Source organism: Paenibacillus sp. NPDC056933 (assembly GCF_042674385.1).
Classification (GTDB): Bacteria; Bacillota; Bacilli; order Paenibacillales; family Paenibacillaceae; genus Paenibacillus.
Map to the genome: position 1 here is coordinate 131,478 of NZ_JBHUQN010000008.1, position 17,411 is coordinate 148,888.

Annotated in this window: 16 protein-coding genes; 2 read left to right on the plus strand and 14 right to left on the minus strand. The window is 49.1% G+C overall.

Annotated elements, in window-relative coordinates:
* Positions 1–160 precede the first annotated feature (160 nt).
* The 8 genes from ACFTRD_RS30650 to purM form a co-directional block, all read right to left on the minus strand.
* Positions 161–766: an alpha/beta hydrolase gene (locus tag ACFTRD_RS30650; protein ID WP_379386666.1), complete on the minus strand. Its 606-nt coding sequence runs from the start codon at positions 764–766 to the stop codon at positions 161–163.
* Positions 767–780: 14 nt separating this feature from the next.
* Positions 781–1,731, minus strand: coding sequence for a ring-cleaving dioxygenase (locus tag ACFTRD_RS30655; RefSeq protein ID WP_379386610.1), 951 nt, complete (start codon positions 1,729–1,731; stop codon positions 781–783).
* 264 nt (positions 1,732–1,995) lie between these two features.
* Positions 1,996–3,078, minus strand: a complete 1,083-nt coding sequence (locus ACFTRD_RS30660) for a hemolysin family protein (protein WP_379386612.1) — start codon at positions 3,076–3,078, stop codon at positions 1,996–1,998.
* A 143-nt stretch (positions 3,079–3,221) separates the two neighbouring features.
* Complete coding sequence (locus ACFTRD_RS30665) at positions 3,222–4,559, minus strand: hemolysin family protein (RefSeq protein WP_379386614.1); 1,338 nt, start codon at positions 4,557–4,559, stop codon at positions 3,222–3,224.
* Between the two features lie 724 nt (positions 4,560–5,283).
* Positions 5,284–6,549, minus strand: a complete 1,266-nt coding sequence (purD, locus tag ACFTRD_RS30670; protein ID WP_379386616.1) for a phosphoribosylamine--glycine ligase — start codon at positions 6,547–6,549, stop codon at positions 5,284–5,286.
* Between the two features lie 176 nt (positions 6,550–6,725).
* Positions 6,726–8,273 (minus strand): bifunctional phosphoribosylaminoimidazolecarboxamide formyltransferase/IMP cyclohydrolase, encoded by a 1,548-nt coding sequence (gene purH / locus ACFTRD_RS30675; protein ID WP_379386618.1) that lies wholly within the window; start codon positions 8,271–8,273, stop codon positions 6,726–6,728.
* A 334-nt stretch (positions 8,274–8,607) separates the two neighbouring features.
* Positions 8,608–9,225, minus strand: coding sequence for a phosphoribosylglycinamide formyltransferase (gene purN / locus ACFTRD_RS30680; protein WP_379386620.1), 618 nt, complete (start codon positions 9,223–9,225; stop codon positions 8,608–8,610).
* Positions 9,225–10,265 carry a phosphoribosylformylglycinamidine cyclo-ligase gene (purM, locus tag ACFTRD_RS30685; RefSeq protein ID WP_379386622.1) on the minus strand — a complete coding sequence of 347 codons (1,041 nt, stop codon included), beginning with the start codon at positions 10,263–10,265 and terminating at the stop codon, positions 9,225–9,227. Before purM ends, purN begins: the two co-directional genes overlap by 1 nt.
* Positions 10,266–10,402: 137 nt before the next feature.
* On the opposite strand from purM, the gene ACFTRD_RS30690 reads away from it, so the two are divergent.
* Both ACFTRD_RS30690 and ACFTRD_RS30695 read left to right on the plus strand, forming a co-directional pair.
* Positions 10,403–10,552: a hypothetical protein gene (locus ACFTRD_RS30690; RefSeq protein WP_379386624.1), complete on the plus strand. Its 150-nt coding sequence runs from the start codon at positions 10,403–10,405 to the stop codon at positions 10,550–10,552.
* A gap of 163 nt (positions 10,553–10,715) precedes the next feature.
* Entirely contained in the window at positions 10,716–10,856 is a 141-nt protein-coding gene (locus ACFTRD_RS30695) for a hypothetical protein (protein WP_379386626.1), read from the plus strand.
* On the opposite strand, the gene ACFTRD_RS30700 is transcribed toward ACFTRD_RS30695, so the two are convergent.
* From ACFTRD_RS30700 to ACFTRD_RS30725, 6 genes are all read right to left on the minus strand, one after another.
* Positions 10,853–11,146 carry a hypothetical protein gene (locus ACFTRD_RS30700; RefSeq protein ID WP_379386628.1) on the minus strand — a complete coding sequence of 98 codons (294 nt, stop codon included), beginning with the start codon at positions 11,144–11,146 and terminating at the stop codon, positions 10,853–10,855. The genes ACFTRD_RS30695 and ACFTRD_RS30700 overlap by 4 nt on opposite strands.
* Positions 11,088–12,566, minus strand: a complete 1,479-nt coding sequence (gene purF, locus ACFTRD_RS30705; protein ID WP_379386630.1) for an amidophosphoribosyltransferase — start codon at positions 12,564–12,566, stop codon at positions 11,088–11,090. Before purF ends, ACFTRD_RS30700 begins: the two co-directional genes overlap by 59 nt.
* Positions 12,551–14,794, minus strand: a complete 2,244-nt coding sequence (gene purL, locus ACFTRD_RS30710) for a phosphoribosylformylglycinamidine synthase subunit PurL (protein WP_379386632.1) — start codon at positions 14,792–14,794, stop codon at positions 12,551–12,553. The genes purF and purL overlap by 16 nt, the downstream gene beginning before the upstream one ends.
* Positions 14,772–15,461, minus strand: coding sequence for a phosphoribosylformylglycinamidine synthase subunit PurQ (gene purQ / locus ACFTRD_RS30715; protein WP_379386634.1), 690 nt, complete (start codon positions 15,459–15,461; stop codon positions 14,772–14,774). Before purQ ends, purL begins: the two co-directional genes overlap by 23 nt.
* 4 nt (positions 15,462–15,465) lie before the next feature.
* The gene (gene purS / locus ACFTRD_RS30720) at positions 15,466–15,711 is read right to left on the minus strand and encodes a phosphoribosylformylglycinamidine synthase subunit PurS (RefSeq protein WP_017690695.1); all 246 of its coding nucleotides are present in this window, start codon (positions 15,709–15,711) and stop codon (positions 15,466–15,468) included.
* A 789-nt stretch (positions 15,712–16,500) separates the two neighbouring features.
* Positions 16,501–17,376, minus strand: coding sequence for a phosphoribosylaminoimidazolesuccinocarboxamide synthase (locus ACFTRD_RS30725; RefSeq protein WP_379386637.1), 876 nt, complete (start codon positions 17,374–17,376; stop codon positions 16,501–16,503).
* Positions 17,377–17,411 lie beyond the last annotated feature (35 nt).

Genomic DNA, 17,411 nt, shown 5'->3' on the forward strand with positions numbered 1-17,411 from the left:
TTAAACATTGGCAATGTACTGTAGCCCTATTAATCATTTTCCAGATCAACATCTCGGCCCGAGAAGCACATCAGTAAAAATGCCAAAAAAGGGTGTCCCCGTCATTTTCATGACTATGGGACACCCCTTTTAAAGAAGTATTTAAAGCATCCAGGGAGATTTATCCCTGAGTTTTAAACCATGCCGCCGCAGCTTCCGCCTCGGTACGGGTCAGCTGATGGCCCTGACGCTCCCAGTGCATGTGCACGGCTGCGCCTGCTCCACTCAGAAGTGAAGCGAGTTCTTCCGTCTCACGTTTCGGCACAATCGGATCGTTCTCTCCAGCTCCGATAAATACAGGCAGACCTTTCAGGTCTGGCATTTCGAGACCGCGCAGGGGTACCATCGGATGGTGCAGAATCGCCCCTTTGAATGCGTCAGCTTGATGGAAGATCAGACTCGCGGCGATGTTAGCACCGTTGGAATAGCCCAGTGCGAAGACATTGGCACGATCAAAGCCATACTCGACAGCAGCTGCATCCACGAATGAACCCAGTTCTTCTGTTCGTGCAATGAGATCTTCTTCGTCAAACACCCCTTCCGCCAGACGGCGGAAGAATCGGGGCATCCCGTTCTCAGAAACGTTACCACGTGCCCCCAGAATACCTGCTCCTGGTGCAATCATCTCGGCCAGACCAACCAGATCATTCTCTGTTCCACCTGTTCCGTGTAGCAACAACAGTGTAGGGGCATCCGATTGTGCACCTGCTTTATAAATATGTTTCATTGTATTGGTAGTAGTCATGATTTGGACTCCCCTTTCCATTCACGTACTTCAATGCGTGGCAGAAGCTGCTCAATCTGCTCACGTTGTGGTTCATACCATTCAGGCAGCATCAGTTTCTGTCCCATGCTCTCCTGTGGTTCATCCCGTGCAAATCCCGGAGGATCCGTAGCCAGTTCAAACAGTATACCTCCCGGTTCCCGGAAATACACAGCGTTGAAGTACTGGCGGTCAATGACCGGCGTTGGATGGTATCCGGCTTTTTGAAGATCCTGCTGCATTTGTTCATGCTCGACATAATCTTTTGCACGCCATGCAATGTGGTGAACCGTACCTGCTCCGCCAATGCCCCGCTGAATTCCAGTCGATTGAATGTCGATCAGTTGACCGATGTCACCAGTCGCCTGCAAGCGAATGATTCCATCCTCTTCTCCAACCTGCTCCAGACCAAGCATCGTTGTCAGTACATCCATTGTTTTGTCGGGTACATGGCTGAATAATACAGCTCCACCAAAACCTTTGATCGCATGTTCAGACGGTACACCATTGAATGCCCACTGACTTGGCTGACCTCCTTCACGCTCGACCAATTCGAGCAACAGACCGCCTTTATCGAAGAAGCGAATGTACTGCTCGCCAAATCGTGTTTTATTTTCAAACGGGATATTAAAGGAAGTCAGACGTTCTTTCCAGAATGACAGGCTGCCCATTGGAATCGCATATACGGTTACGCCGGTCTGTCCTGAGCCGATGACACCTCTTCTTGCATTTTGCTGTGGGAAGAACGTGATAATGGTGCCCGGTGCCCCATCCTCATTGCCATAATACAGATGGTACACATCCGGTGCATCAAAGTTAATTGTTTTTTTCACCAGTCTCAGTGCCAATACACCTGCGTAAAAATCAACATTTTTCTGTGCGTCATCTACAAAAGCCGTAACGTGATGGATTCCTGAAGTTCTGAACATAATCTCCACTCCCTTATTTTTAATTGTATCATTGTTATATTTAGCAGTTTGTTATGCATTGCCTTTTGTTATTTATCTTTAAATTAAGATTCTTTAAATTTATATTAATCTATCTGCCGACATTATGCAAGCTTTTGTTTTAAAATTAAGACATTGTTACTCTTTTAACTTGCTTAACCATGGCTTGAGCTATTTTCAGGAACAAAAAACAGGTTCCCGATCACTCGGAAACCCGTCTTTCTTTGTACCTTATTTGGACGCTTTCTAGGTTAATTTCAATCGCTTTGGCGGTTGAACCAGATCTTTGCCATCATACTCATCCTTGATATCTCCAACAATTTCTTCAAGGATATCCTCCATCGTAACCAGACCAACCGTTGCTCCCTCCGCATTATGAACCGTTGCGATATGGGAACGACTTTGCTGCATCTGGATCAAGACATCCTTTATTGGAGATAACTCCGAAAATCTCAACATGTCATGTACAAACGTATCCATGTTGAATGCACGGCCTGCGGCAACACTTGTCAGCATCTCTTTTGTATGAATAAATCCAACGAAGTGATCCTTATTTCCTTTTTCGATCACAGGGAAGCGTGTATATTCATGCTGCTTTAAAACCTCAATCATACGATTCAGCGGCATTTCTTTGTCCAGCGTCACAATTTTTTCTTTGCGGATCATAATCTCCTGAAGCAGACGCTCATCAAAAGCAAAAATGTTCTTCAGATAGTCCAGCTCCGTCTGATTGATCTCCCCGCTCTCATAACTCTGCGCCATGATCAGCTTCAATTCCTCTTCAGAGTGAACCGTATCGTGACCGGCAGGCTTTATACCGAATATGCCAAGCAATAGACGGGCAGCCCCATTCAGCGCGTAGATGAACGGATTCATGATTTTGCCAAACCAGTATAGCGGTGGTGCCAGCATAAGCGTCATCTTCTCGGCAAACTGAATCGCCAATGTTTTTGGTGCCAATTCACCAATTACGACATGCAGGAACGTGATGATCGCGAGGGCAATTCCGTAAGAGAGTACTGTAGACAAGGCTGCTGGCACTTCCAGTCGCTCAAACAGTGGATGCAGCATTTTCTCAACGGTAGGTTCACCCAATGCACCCAATACGAGAGCCGTGATTGTGATACCCAATTGACAAGCAGATAGATAATAATCCAGATTGTGAGCCACTTTTTTGGCCAAAACCGCTTTTTTGTTCCCTTCCAGGATCAGTTGATCGATTCGGGACATCCGTACTTTCAGAATTGCAAATTCTGCTCCAACGAAAAAGGCAGTCAGACCTATAAATACGGCTACTAAAAATAAATTCAAGGCTATTATTCCGTCCAATGATTTCCCTCAGGTTGAGGGATTCACCTCCAATAAAATTTAAAATAAGGTTGCACGAGTGACGTTGCCAAAACTTTTAAATGCTGAGGGCAGTAGCCAATTGCGCAGTCAAACCCAAGATTACAGCCCTGAGCGAACCAAAATCACGCAAGGTCACTGGCTGTTTCCTTAACCTCAGCACCGTTTACACGTTCAAGCAGTACCTGCTTAATGTGAAAATTCTCTGCGTCCACAACGGTCCAGACGTAATCACCGTGTTCTACCGTATCTCCTTTTTCCACACCGACACCCTTCTGGAATTGAATCCATCCGGCCACGGTATCCATCTCTTCATTGCCTTCAAAAACAAGCCCAAACTGCCGCTCCAGCTCATCCAGAAGCACCCGGCCGTTAATGAGATACTGGTTCTCTCCAGTCTCCTGAATGTCAGCAACTTCATCGGCATCGAACTCATCCCGAATTTCACCGACGAGTTCTTCCAAAATATCTTCCATCGTCAGAATACCTGCTGTACCGCCATATTCATCCACAACAACAGCCATATGGACTCGCTCTTGCTGCATCTTGATCATGGCATCCTGGATACGTGTAACTTCGGATACGAATGGAATCTCGCGCACGAATTCGCTCAGTTGATGTGCCCGAGTAGCAACCATGTCCGGCAATATCTTTTTCACATTCACCACACCGACAATACGGTCCTTGTCTCCATCCTCGATGACGGGATAACGTGAATAATTATGTTCATCCAATATCGGAATAATATCGTCATAGGTCATATTCTGATTCAGTGTCACAAGCTCCGTCCTTGGAACCATAATATCTTTGGCATCACGTTCATCGAATACAAATACATTTTCCAGATACGAAAGCTTGGTCTTGTTGTCCTCGTCCCCTTCGTAACTCTGGTTCATGATGATCTTGATCTCATCCTCCGAGTAGGCTTGATCATGCCCGGCAGGTTTAACGCCGAATCCCCGCAGAAGGACACGTGACGCTCCATTCAGCGCCCAGATGAACGGATACATGATTTTCCCGAACCAGTACAATGGCGGTGAGAGCAACAGCGTCAATTTTTCCGAAAATTGAATTGCCATCGTCTTGGGAGCCATCTCACCAACAACAACGTGCAGGAACGTGACGAGTATAAACGCAATCGCATACGATGCAACAGACGAGATGGAAGCAGATACGTTAAGGTAATCAAATACAGGATACAGTAGCCTTTCAACCGTTGGTTTACCGAGCGCTCCCAATCCAAGGGCAGTGACGGTAATACCAAGTTGACAGGCTGACAGATAATAATCCAGATCCGACACTACTTTTTTCGCCAAAACAGCCTTCTTATTGCCTTCCGCAACAAGCTGATCTATTCGTGACGTACGAATCTTGACCACAGCGAATTCGGATGCAACGAAAAATGCGGTCAACGCAATCAAAATAATGAGTAATACAATATTCAATATGGTAATTATGTCCAATGATTTCCCCGCTTCTCAGGGATTCACCTCCAGAGATAGTTACAGCGTGAGTCGTTAACTTTGTTAACCATTCAACCGCTGATTTTCGTTCAAACACGGCGTATGCCTTATATAAAATCGATCTGATCTTAACGTTTGTATAAGTTGTACTCTGACCTTGTAAAATTGCAAAACAGGAATTCAGGATGAAGTCAATCAACTTAGAAACTACTTCACTAAAAACAGGGTTGCCCCTCATGCTGTCATGGTTTCCCGATTTACTCCACCAAAATTCTCCATTTGGACAGTTTACAATATCGCCTTCCCAATAGATATCCACCTCCCCTCTTGTTCATTCCTGTTTCAGAAAAGTATAACATGATCTGCGCCAAACCATCCAGTTGCACGTTATGGTTTGGAATGTGGATTCTAAAACGTGTTCACAAAATAAACTTTTATGTACGTGTTCTTGCTTTGTATCGTGCCTACAGTTAATTCATGTGATATTGTTCACATGTATAGTATAGACCAGTTTATAGAAAAACTACCCCTTACTTTAGTGGATTAAACCTGCTCAGGACCTTTAATTTACACCAATTCACTTTGTCGTATCCAGACTAAGATCAGTCCAGCAGTACATACCATAATCATATATACGTTGAAAAGGGCCCGCAGGATGCAAACACCTTTTTTCGGCGCACATCTTTACGGACCCTCATGTGTTACTGTATTTAATTCGAATGGGTTAAACCAAAGCTTTGGCAGCGATGTCAGAACGCAGATGCTTTCCGTCAAAACGGATTCGTTCCGCTTGCGCATAAGCTTTGTCTCTGGCTTCAGCAATATCAGAGCCAAGACCCACAATGCCCAGAATCCGCCCACCATTGGTGACCCATTCTCCAGCTTCATTGCGTGCCGTTCCAGCATGGAATACTACGGCTTCATCAACTTGATCCAGTCCCTCAATGGCTACTCCCTTTGCATAAGGACCAGGATATCCCCCAGAAGCAAGCACTACACATACAGCGGCTTCGTCGCTCCACTCAATCTCAATATCAGCCAATTTCCCGTGCACGGTTGCCCAGAAAATATCGAGCAGATCACTCTTCAAACGCGGCAACACAACCTGTGTCTCTGGATCACCGAAACGTGCATTGAACTCAATTGTTTTGGGTTTGCCATCGGGAGAGATCATCAGTCCGGCAAACAACACGCCCTGGAACGGACGCCCTTCGGATACCATCGCCTTGGCTGTGGGTTTGATGATCGTCTCCACAGCTTCTTCAATGATCGAAGCGGGGATATGAGGCAATGGTGAGTACGTACCCATGCCACCTGTGTTTGGCCCCTGATCGTTATCGAATACCGGTTTATGATCCTGTGCAGCCGCCATGGGACGAACGGTCTCCCCATCGACAAAAGCCAAAATCGACATTTCCTGACCTGCCAGGAATTCTTCGATGATGACCTTGGCTCCTGCTTCCCCAAATACCTTGTCCACCATAATGCTGCGGAGTGCCAGGTCAGCCTCATCACGGGAATAGGCAACGGTCACGCCTTTTCCAGCTGCAAGCCCATCGGCCTTGATCACCACAGGAATGGCTTGCTCATCCAGATAAGCCTGCGCCTGCTCATAGTTGTCGAATTTTTCATAGGCCGCAGTCGGAATATTGTATTTGTGCAGCAGGTCTTTCATGAACGTTTTGCTGCCCTCAATCTCTGCTGCATTACGGCGTGGTCCAAATACCGGTATGCCTGTCTTGTCAAAAGCATCCACAATGCCGTCTGCAAGCGGATCGTCTGGCCCAATAACAACCAGATCCACGTTTAGCTCCACGGCAAGCGCCGTCAGTTTATCGAATTCATTAACCGCAATCGGATGACACTCGGCGAGCTGTGCAATTCCTGCATTTCCCGGAGCACAATGAATCTTGCCAGCCTTCGGGCTTTTCGCCAGTGCCCATATAATTGCATGTTCCCGGCCACCGCCGCCTACTACGAGAATATCCATTAGCGTTGTTCCCCTCCATGAATTAAGAATATGTTCCGTTCTCTTGGCCAAAAAACTGAAAAAGAGGGATGTCCACATAAGTCATGAGCATGACGGAGGACACCCCTTACCAACGCATACCAGTCTAACGAATCGAGCGCATTCTATTCACACCAATTTTTTTATATAGTGGTTGATTAGTGTTTGAAGTGACGAACGCCAGTGAAAACCATGGCAATGCCGTATTCATTCGCTACTTTGATGGATTCTTCATCCTTGATGGAGCCACCTGGTTGAATAACAGCCGTAACTCCAGCTTTCGCTGCGAGTTCCAGTGTATCGCCCATTGGGAAGAACGCATCGGATGCCAGAATGGCTCCTTTGGCTTGATCCCCTGCTTGTTCAATAGCAATCTTGGCTGCGCCGACACGATTCATTTGCCCAGCACCAACACCTACAGTCATGTCGTTTGCTGCAAGCACGATCGCATTGGATTTCACATGCTTAACCACTTTCCAGCCAAACAACAGCTGTTTCAATTCTTCTTCGGATGGTGCACGATCTGTAACAATTTTCAACTCGCTCGCTTCGATGGAATGCACATCGCTTTGTTGCACGATCATGCCTCCGTCGATGGAAGTGACTACGAATTGGCTCTCCCGATTGCGGGCAGCGTTCAGTTCACCCGTTTTGAGCAAACGAATGTTTTTCTTTTTGGTCAGGATATCGAGTGCTTCTTGTGTAAAGTTAGGAGCCAGCACGATTTCCAGGAAGATTTCACTCAGTTTGGCTGCTGTATCGCTGTCGATAATGCGGTTCGCTGCCACGATTCCGCCAAAGATGGAAGTTGGATCTGCCGCATAGGCTTTACCATAAGCTTCGTAGATGCTTTCGCCAATACCTACGCCGCAAGGATTCATATGTTTAACCGCCACAACTGCCGGTTCTTCAAATTCTTTAACGATCTGCAAGGCTGCGTTTGCATCGTTGATATTATTGTAGGACAATTCTTTGCCGTGTAACTGCTCGGCTGTTGTCAACGTATCTTGGGCTGCAAGCGGTTTGCGGTAGAATGCCGCCTGCTGGTGCGGATTTTCGCCGTAGCGCAAATCTTGAAGTTTCTCGTAAGTAACCGTCAGTCGCTCTGGCAGTGGGTCACCGTTCAGGTTGGAGAGATAATCGGAAATAACTGCATCGTAAGCCGCTGTATGGCGGAACACTTTTGCTGCAAGCCGTTTGCGTGTTTCGAGTGTGGTGTCTCCATTGCTGCGGACTTCTTCAAGCACCTTGCCATAATCTGCGGTGTCTACAACGACACTAACATAAGCATGGTTTTTAGCAGCAGAACGAAGCATAGTTGGACCACCGATATCGATGTTTTCAATTGCATCTTCATACGTTACGTCCGGCTTGGCGATGGTGTCCTGAAATGGATACAGATTCACAACAACGAGGTCAATATAACCCAGCCCGTTCTCTTCCATTTGGCGTTTGTGCTCTTCGCTGTCACGAACAGCCAGCAAGCCACCATGAACTGCCGGATGCAATGTTTTGACACGTCCGTCCATAATCTCCGGAAATCCGGTCACATCTGAAATTCCGATGACAGGTACGCCTTCCTTCGACAACAGGCTGCTTGTACCTCCTGTCGAAATAATCTCCACACCCATTTGCGACAGCTCGCGGCAAAAGTCCACGATACCTGTTTTATCCCATACGCTGACCAGCGCTCTTTTGATACTCACAATATGCTCCTCCTTTAATGTCCCATGGCTTCGCGTTTCATGGCGAAACACAACCGATTTATTTCCCGAGAAATATCACAAAATGCGTACCAATATTCGACTTCTGTTATACAGTTGATACATGGATTTTCACACTAAAACACTACGAGTCCAGAATAATCTTTCGATCGCTGTTATTCCTGGATTTTTTTGAACAATTTCTCAATGGTAAAAATCCAGTAATAAGCCTATGCTTCCGAAGTAGCTTTCTTTCAGAAAGCTTTTAGGCGAGCGCTTTGCTTCTCCAGCTTATTTCTGTCCTCTCCGTTAATGTGTGAAACAGTTTAAAACTATATCAAACCGGTTTGTTAACAGTAACATGACGTCCGTCTAATTGAACCAGACCTTGAGCGAACCAGGAAACAACCTCAGGGTATAACTGCTGTTCGGCTGCATGGATGGAACGGCTGATTGACTCAGGCGTATCCTCTGGCAAAATGGGAACCGGATGCTGGGCAATAATCGGCCCTGTATCCATGCCTCCATCCACAAAGTGGACGGTAACTCCGGTAATTTTAACGCCGTATTCCATTGCTTGTCCTATCGCATCCTTGCCTGCAAACGCGGGCAACAAAGATGGATGAATGTTAATCAGCCGGCCTGCATAGCGATCCACTACCACCGAAGTCAATAATCTCATGTATCCTGCAAGAACAACCAAGTCGATTTTTTTGGATTCAAGCACTTCCACGATCTCTGCCTCATAGGCTTCACGGGAAGCATAATTTTTCGGAGTAAACAGATGACAATCCACGCCTGCATCCTGTGCCCGCTGCACAACACGTGCAGACGGTTTATCACATACGAGCAGATCTACGGATGCATTCAGCCCACCGTTCCGTACTGCATCGACCAATGACTGAAAGTTAGTCCCTTCACCCGAGGCAAATACAGCTATGCGGTAGTTCGCCATTAAACATCCGCTCCCGTGAAGGTTACTCGCGCATCTCCTTCAGTAACACGGCCAATGATGTATGCTTCTTCACCAGATGATTTCAGTTGTTGCAGAGCTTCCGCAGCATCTGCTTCATTAACCACCAGGACAAGTCCGATGCCCATGTTAAATGTGGTGAACATGTCACGATTAGAGACAGCTCCCTTTTCCTGTAACAGGTTGAAGATCGGCAGGATCGGCCAAGAGCCGTAGTCAATATCCACATTTACGTTGCTTGGCAACATACGGGGAATATTCTCGATGAAGCCACCACCTGTAATATGTGCCATACCTTTTACTTTTACCTTTTCCAGCAGGGACAACAGGGGTTTAACATAGATTTTCGTTGGTTCCAGCAGGGCATCACCCAATTTGCCGCCCAGTTCCGCTATGTCAGTGTGGAGATCCAGTCCCGCTTCTTCAAGCAGGAGTCGGCGTACCAACGAGAACCCGTTACTATGCACACCGCTGGAAGCCAGCCCAATTACAGTATCACCAGGAGCAATGGTTGTACCGTTGATGATCTTGGCTTTGTCCACGATTCCTACGGTAAATCCGGCAATGTCGTACTCCCCTTCGCTGTACATGCCCGGCATTTCAGCCGTTTCACCGCCGATCAATGCACAGCCGGATTGATGACAGCCTTCCGCGATACCCGCAACGATCGCTTCGATCTTCTCAGGAATGACTTTGTCACAAGCGAGGTAGTCCAGGAAAAAGAGTGGCTCTGCTCCCTGTACAACAATGTCGTTCACACACATGGCTACCGCGTCGATGCCGATCGTGTCGTGACGATCCATGGCAAACGCGATTTTCAGCTTGGTTCCTACGCCGTCTGTACCGGATACAAGTACCGGCTCATCATATTTATCTTTGTTCAAACCGAACAGGGCGCCAAAGCCCCCCAGATCTGTCATCACTTCTGGACGGAAGGTACGCTTCACGTGTTTTTTCATCCGTTCAACCGCTTCATTGCCTGCCGCGATATCAACCCCGGCCTTTTTATATGCTTCTGACAAGTGGAATCAGCTCCTTTTTTTCGCCCCTCCTAAATCCTCCCGCCCGGGAGGACCCCATAGGACCTTGGCAGGCCCTCTGGACACCCGCCAAACAAGCGGTGCAGGGGTGGCTGGTATGATCTTGCTATGGTTGATTCGTGCGTGTGCTCGCTGGATTGTTCGCCGATTCCGTTGGCCACAGGCCATCGGTCAGCGAACCCCGCTCGGCTGCGTTGCGGGCAAGCCCGCGGGGGCAGCTGCTTCGCCTGGCTGCCCTTGCCCCTGTTGCTCCGCAAGGCGGGGCTTAAGGGCTTGGGCTGTGCCCGGGGGCTGCTGCTTCGCCTGGCTGCCCTTGCCCCTGTTGCTCCGCAAGGCGGGGCTTAAGGGCTCGGGCTATGCCCGGGGGCAGCTGCTTCGCCTGGCTGCCCTTGCCCCTGTTGCTCCGCAAGGCGGGGCTTAAGGGCTTGGGCTATGCCCAGGGGCAGCTGCTTCGCCTGGCTGCCCTTGCCCCTGTTGCTCCGCAAAGCGGGGCTTAAGGGCTCGGGCTGTGCCCGGGGGCAGCTGCTTCGCCTGGCTGCCCTTGCCCCTGTTGCTCCGCAAGGCGGGGCTTAGGGGCTTGGGCTATGCCCGGGGGCAGCTGCTTCGCCTGGCTGCCCTTGCCCCTGTTGCTCCGCAAGGCGGGGCTTAAGGGATTGGGCTATGCCCAGAGGCAGCTGCTTCGCTCGGCTGCCCTTGCCCCTGTTGCTCCGCAAGGCGGGGCTAAGGGCGTTCGGGCTGCGCCCGGCGGCAGCTGCTTCGCTTGGCTGCCCTTCCCCTGTTGCTCCGCAAGGCGGGGCATTACAACTAGCAGCTACAGCCGAATTTCTCTTCGCCGTCGAAGTCGAGCCGGGTTGGGTAATCATGATCAAAACATGCAAGGCAGAGCCCGCCTTTATAGTCATCCTGATTATCTCCCTGAATCGAAGCAATTAGCCCATCGGGACTGAGGAACTCCAGGGAGTCCGCGTTGATCTCACGGCAGATCTCTTCCACTGACAATGATGATGCGATCAATTCGCGGCTGTCAGGCGTATCAATACCGTAGAAACACGGGTTTTTGAACGGTGGTGAGGTAATACGAACATGTACCTCGGTTGCTCCTGCATCACGCAGCATGTTCACGATCCGGCGGGACGTTGTTCCCCGTACGATGGAGTCGTCAATCATGACCACACGTTTGCCTTCCACCACACGACGCACGGCACTCAGCTTCATCTTCACACCCTGCTCTCGCAGTTCCTGGCTTGGCTGAATAAACGTACGTCCGGTGTATTTGTTTTTGATCATACCCATCTCATACGGGATTCCCGTTTGCTCAGCGTATCCGATTGCCGCGGAAATACTCGAATCCGGTACACCAGTTACCAAATCGGCATCCACAAAGGACTCAATCGCCATCCGGCTACCCATCCGTTTACGGGCAGCGTGCTGGTTGACACCGTTCATGTCGCTGTCCGGACGAGCAAAATAGATATACTCCATCGCGCACAACGCCTTGCGGTGTTTATGATGATCGAAACGGTCTTCGTGAAGACCATCCGCATCCAGCACCAACAGTTCACCGGGCTCAATGTCACGAATCAACTCTGCGCCGATCGTCTCCAATGCACATGTCTCGGATGCGAATAAATACGCATCTCCCAATTTGCCCATCGTCAACGGTCGCAGACCGTGGGGATCAGAAGCAACCAGCAGCTTGTCGTTGGTCATGATCAGAAATGCATAACCACCCACAATACGCTGGAATGCATCCTTTGCCGCTTCCACCAATCCCTTGGATGATCTCGCGATCAGATGGGCAATAACCTCAGTATCACTCGTCGTCTGGAAAATGGACCCGCTCTGCTCCAGCTCACGCCGGATCGTTGGTGCATTGACGATGTTGCCGTTGGTTGCTACAGCCAGATCACCATCACGATACTTGAATACCAATGGCTGTGCGTTCGTCAGCTTACTGTCACCACTGGTCGAATAGCGAACGTGTCCGATGGAGATATCCCCGGTCAACGTCTGCATCAGGTCTTTGGTGAACACTTCTTTCACAAGTCCCATACCGCGGTGATAGTTAAACTGCGTACCGTCACTCACACACATGCCTGCACTTTCTTCCCCGCGATGCTGCAGCGCATGCAGACCATAATAGGAAAGAGAAGCCGCGTCAGGGTGACGATACACCCCAAACACGCCGCATTCTTCCTTCAATTTGTCGAGTCCTTCTTTGCCGGACCCTTCGTTATAATAATCACCTGTCCACAATGGTCCTGTCGTCAGTTCATGAGACATGGAATCGCATCCTCCCAGACCTGAGTTAAACCTCCTACAGGTTCGTTCACGGCTGATGTTCCGTTCAATTCAATCGTCAGGTTACTTCCTTCTACACGTCCAATTACAGCTACAGGTACACCACGCTCACGTACAAATGCTTCGAGCTTGCTCGCTTGCTCCGGCGAAGCGGACAACAGAATACGGGATTGGCTCTCACTGAACAATGCATGGTCTGCACGCAATGCCGTCTCCACATTCACTTGTGCGCCCACGTTACCGCTGATGCAGGACTCTGCCAATGCAACAGCCAGACCGCCTTCAGACAAGTCATGCGCAGAGCGAACGAGACCAGATTGGATGGCTTCCAGCACAGTGCTGAGCAATGCTTTTTCCGTTTGCAAATTCAGTTCTGGCGGACGGCCTTCTGTTTGACCATGAACGGTGTATTGCAGCTCGCTGCCGCCCAGCTCGGCTTTGGTTTCACCGAGGAGGATAATGACATCACCTTCGGATTTGAATGCTTGTGTCGTAATATGATCCGTGTCATGAACGAGACCTACCATACCGACGACTGGCGTTGGATAGATGGAGCCTTTGGCGTTTTCGTTATACAAACTCACGTTACCACCGATAACCGGCGTATCCAGCACGCGGCAAGCTTCTGCCATACCGTCTACTGCTTTTTCCATCTGCCAGAAAATATCCGGCTTTTCCGGGTTACCGAAGTTCAGGTTGTCCGTAATCGCGAGTGGCTCTGCACCGGAACATACAATGTTACGGGCAGCTTCACTGACAGCAATCCGTCCGCCTACTTCTGGATCAAGATACACATAACGTCCATTACAGTCTGTTGTCATTGCCAGACCCTTACGTGTTCCACGAATCGTTACAACCGCTGCATCCGAACCTGGACGAACCGCAGTACTTGTACGCACCATGTAATCGTATTGATCATAAACCCATTTTTTACTTGCAACCGTTGGTGAAGCCAGCACTTGTTTCAACGCTCCGCCGAGATCCGACACTTCGTCGTAACGAAGCGTGTCGATGGAAGCACTTGCTTCATAATAAGCTGGTACGGAAGAAGGTTTGTCATATACTGGACATTCATCAACCAAAGCCGTTACTGGCATATCCCCGACCACTTCGCCGTGGTGAATTAGTTTCAGACGACCATCATCCGTTACTTTACCGACTTTGGCACAGATAACGCCCCAACGTTCAAAGATCTCCATCGCCTGCGCTTCATCCTTCGGCTCAACAACGAACAGCATACGTTCCTGAGACTCGGATAGCATCATTTCATAAGGTGTCATGCCTTCTTCACGCTGTGGCACCTGATCCAGATACAGTTCCAGACCATTGCCCGCTTTGCTCGCCATCTCTGCACTCGAACATGTCAGACCGGCAGCACCCATATCCTGAATTCCGAGCACGATTCCCGTGTCGATCAATTCCAGACAGGATTCCATCACCAGTTTCTCCATAAACGGATCACCAACCTGAACCGCTGTCCGTTGGGACTCCGATTCTTCCGTTAGTTCAACCGATGCAAAGGTAGCGCCATGAATACCATCCCGGCCTGTTGGCGGTCCGACATAATACACAGGGTTGCCCACACCTTTTGCTACGCCGCGCTGGATCTTGTCATGATCAATCAGACCCACACACATGGCGTTAACCAGTGGATTGCCTTCGTAGCTCTCATCAAACATCACTTCACCTGCAACGGTAGGAATACCGATACAGTTCCCGTACCCGGCAATACCTGCTACAACATGCTCGAACAAATATTTAACGCGATCGCTCTCCAGCTTGCCAAAACGCAGGGAATTCAGCAACGCCACGGGTCTTGCGCCCATGGAGAAAATATCACGGATAATGCCGCCTACACCTGTTGCCGCACCTTGGTAAGGCTCAACCGCGGAAGGGTGGTTATGGCTTTCAATTTTGAAAACAACCGCCTGATTGTCACCGATATCTACGATACCGGCACCTTCACCCGGTCCCATCAGGACACGCGGCCCACTCGTAGGGAAACGGCGCAGTAACGGCTTGGAGTTTTTGTACGCGCAATGCTCGGACCACATGACACTGAATACACCGATTTCCGTATAGTTCGGCTTGCGCCCCATGAACTCACAGATCAGCTCATACTCGCTGTCAGACACGCCCATTTGTGCGTAAAGTTTATGTTCTGCGACCTGTTCTGCTGTTGGTTCCTTAGCGGATAGCTGCTGCGTCATGCCGATCCCTCCATGCTTTCAAAATAGATGTAAACATACGTTTGCCGTCTTCCGAACCGAGCAGTGAGTCCACCGCGCGCTCTGGATGCGGCATCATGCCGACCACGTTACCACCCTCGTTGCAAATCCCCGCGATATCGCCCAGGGAACCATTCGGGTTGCTGCCATACGTAAATACGATCTGGTTGTTCGCCTGCAAACTCGCAAGTGTCTCCTCGTCGCAATAATAGTTGCCTTCACCGTGAGCAATCGGAATGATAATTTCTTCCCCAGGTGCGTAGTCACGCGTAAATGGCGTATCTGTATTTGCCACTTTCAATACCGTATCGTGACAACGGAATTTTAGGGAGGTGTTGCGGATCAATGCACCTGGAAGCAATCCCGCTTCAGTTAGGATCTGGAATCCGTTGCAAATGCCCAAAATATATTTGCCTTGTTCAGCAGCTTTGGCTACCTCGTTCATTACCGGTGCAAAGCGGGAAATCGCTCCGCAGCGCAGATAGTCACCATACGAGAAACCACCCGGAACCAGAATACAATCATAAGCCGAAAGATCTGTAGCCGTGTGCCATACATAATCAACCTCTTGTCCAATTGCATCTTCTACCGCTTTATAACAGTCGATGTCGCAGTTGGAGCCAGGGAACACAAGAACTGCAAATTTCATGGGATTAACCCTCCAATTCGTAGCGGTAATCTTCAACAACGGTGTTGGCCAGCAGCTTTTCACACATGACTTTCAATCGTTTCTCCGCTTCCGCACGATCTGTTGTATCCAGGTTCAGTTCCATGACTTTACCGATCCGTACACTTTCCACTTCATTGAATCCCATTGAATGCAGGGCTCCTTGAACAGCTACGCCTTGCGGGTCGAGTACGCTTTGCTTAATAGTGACATATACGGTTGCTTTGATCATGATCCTTATGTTCCTCCTCAGTAATGAACGGGATAAATGCTTTATGCTGTTAAAAAAGTGACTTGGGAGCTTGCTCCGGGGCGGATTGTTCTTCCGGTCGCTGGTTGTCCCCGGGTTTTTTGGATTGTTTTGGCCCGCTGTGCGGTCAAAACCCGGGGACAAAGGCGAACGCTTCGCTCCTTTAAGAACAATTCCGCCCCTCCGCTAGTCCATGCGACGTTTTTCAAAGGCCTAAACCTTTTACGTTGCACGGTGGGTAATAGTAAAGCTTGCTCCGGGGCGGATTGTTCTTCCGGTCGCTGTTGTCCCCGGGTTTTTTGGATTGTTTTGGCCCGCTCTGCGGTCAAAACCCGGGGACAAAGGCGAACGCTATCGCTTCTTTAAGAACAATTCCGCCCCTCCGCTAGTCCATGCGACGTTTTTTAAAGGCCTAAACCTTTTACGTTGCACGGTGGGTAATGGTTGAGACTGACCATTACATGAAACAGTGAATGGTCTTCAAGTTACATTAGTAACCTTACTGTTTTGATATTGGTAGACTTCCTATATATGAAGAGAAGTCTTTGTCTTCAATTGCCTCATCCCCCAGTTTGACACTGGCGGAGGGAAAGATTTGAGCTGGAGAAGCGAAGCTAAGAGCTTTCTGAAAGAAAACTGCTTCGAATGCATATGCTTCGCCTTTGCAACCGGAATGTATCCTTTTGAAAAAAAGGATTCCAATAAAAAGCATTCCGGGGGCAACAGCGATCGAAAGCCAAACTTTCCCGCAGCTTGCACAAACGTTACCATTTATTGTGCCGTTAAACGGTTATAAATATCGACGTATCTTGCGGTTGTTGCCTCCACAACCTCTTGTGGAAGCGGGTCAGGTTTGCTGTTCTTGTCCCAATCGCTGCCTAACAAATAGGTGCGTACCGGCTCTTTATCCATGCTGTCGATCTCGATGTCGAGTGCATAATTCTCTTTAGCCCAGAAGCGAGAAGCGTCTGGAGTGAAGATTTCATCGATCAGAATGACTTTGCCATCGACAATACCGAATTCGAATTTGCAGTCTGCAAGAATGATACCCCGCTGATCGCAATAGTCGCGAGCGAATTCATAGAGACGCAGGCTCTTTTCCTGTAACTCAATCGCCAGAGCGTCCCCAACGAGTTCTTTCATTCGATCCATCGGAATGTCTTCGTCGTGACCAACATCGTTTTTGGCAGCAGGAGTGAAAATGGGAACGTCGAGCTTGGCGTTTTTGCGAAGTCCATCCGGCAGCTTGATGCCGTTCACTTCACCGCTCGCCTCATATTGTCTCCATCCGCCCCCGGTAATGTATCCCCGTACCACACATTCAATATCAATGCGCTCGGCTTTGCGGGTCACCATGATGCGGTCCTTGAGCAGTTCAGGGTCCGTAAGGATATCGCCCAATTGGTTCACATCGGTATGCACCACGTGGTTTTCCATCATGTCGCCCGTCAGTTCAAACCAGAAACTACTCAGTTTATTAAGCACATTGCCCTTCTCAGGAACAGCTGGGTCCAGCACATAGTCAAACGCCGAAATCCGGTCTGTAACCACGATGAGAAAATGTTCACCCAGATCGTACAGTTCACGTACTTTTCCTTTATATAACAGAGGTGCTTTTACGAGATCTGCTGCAGTGGATAATGCCATGATGCTCACCTTCTTTCAGGAGATGTAAGGCTATA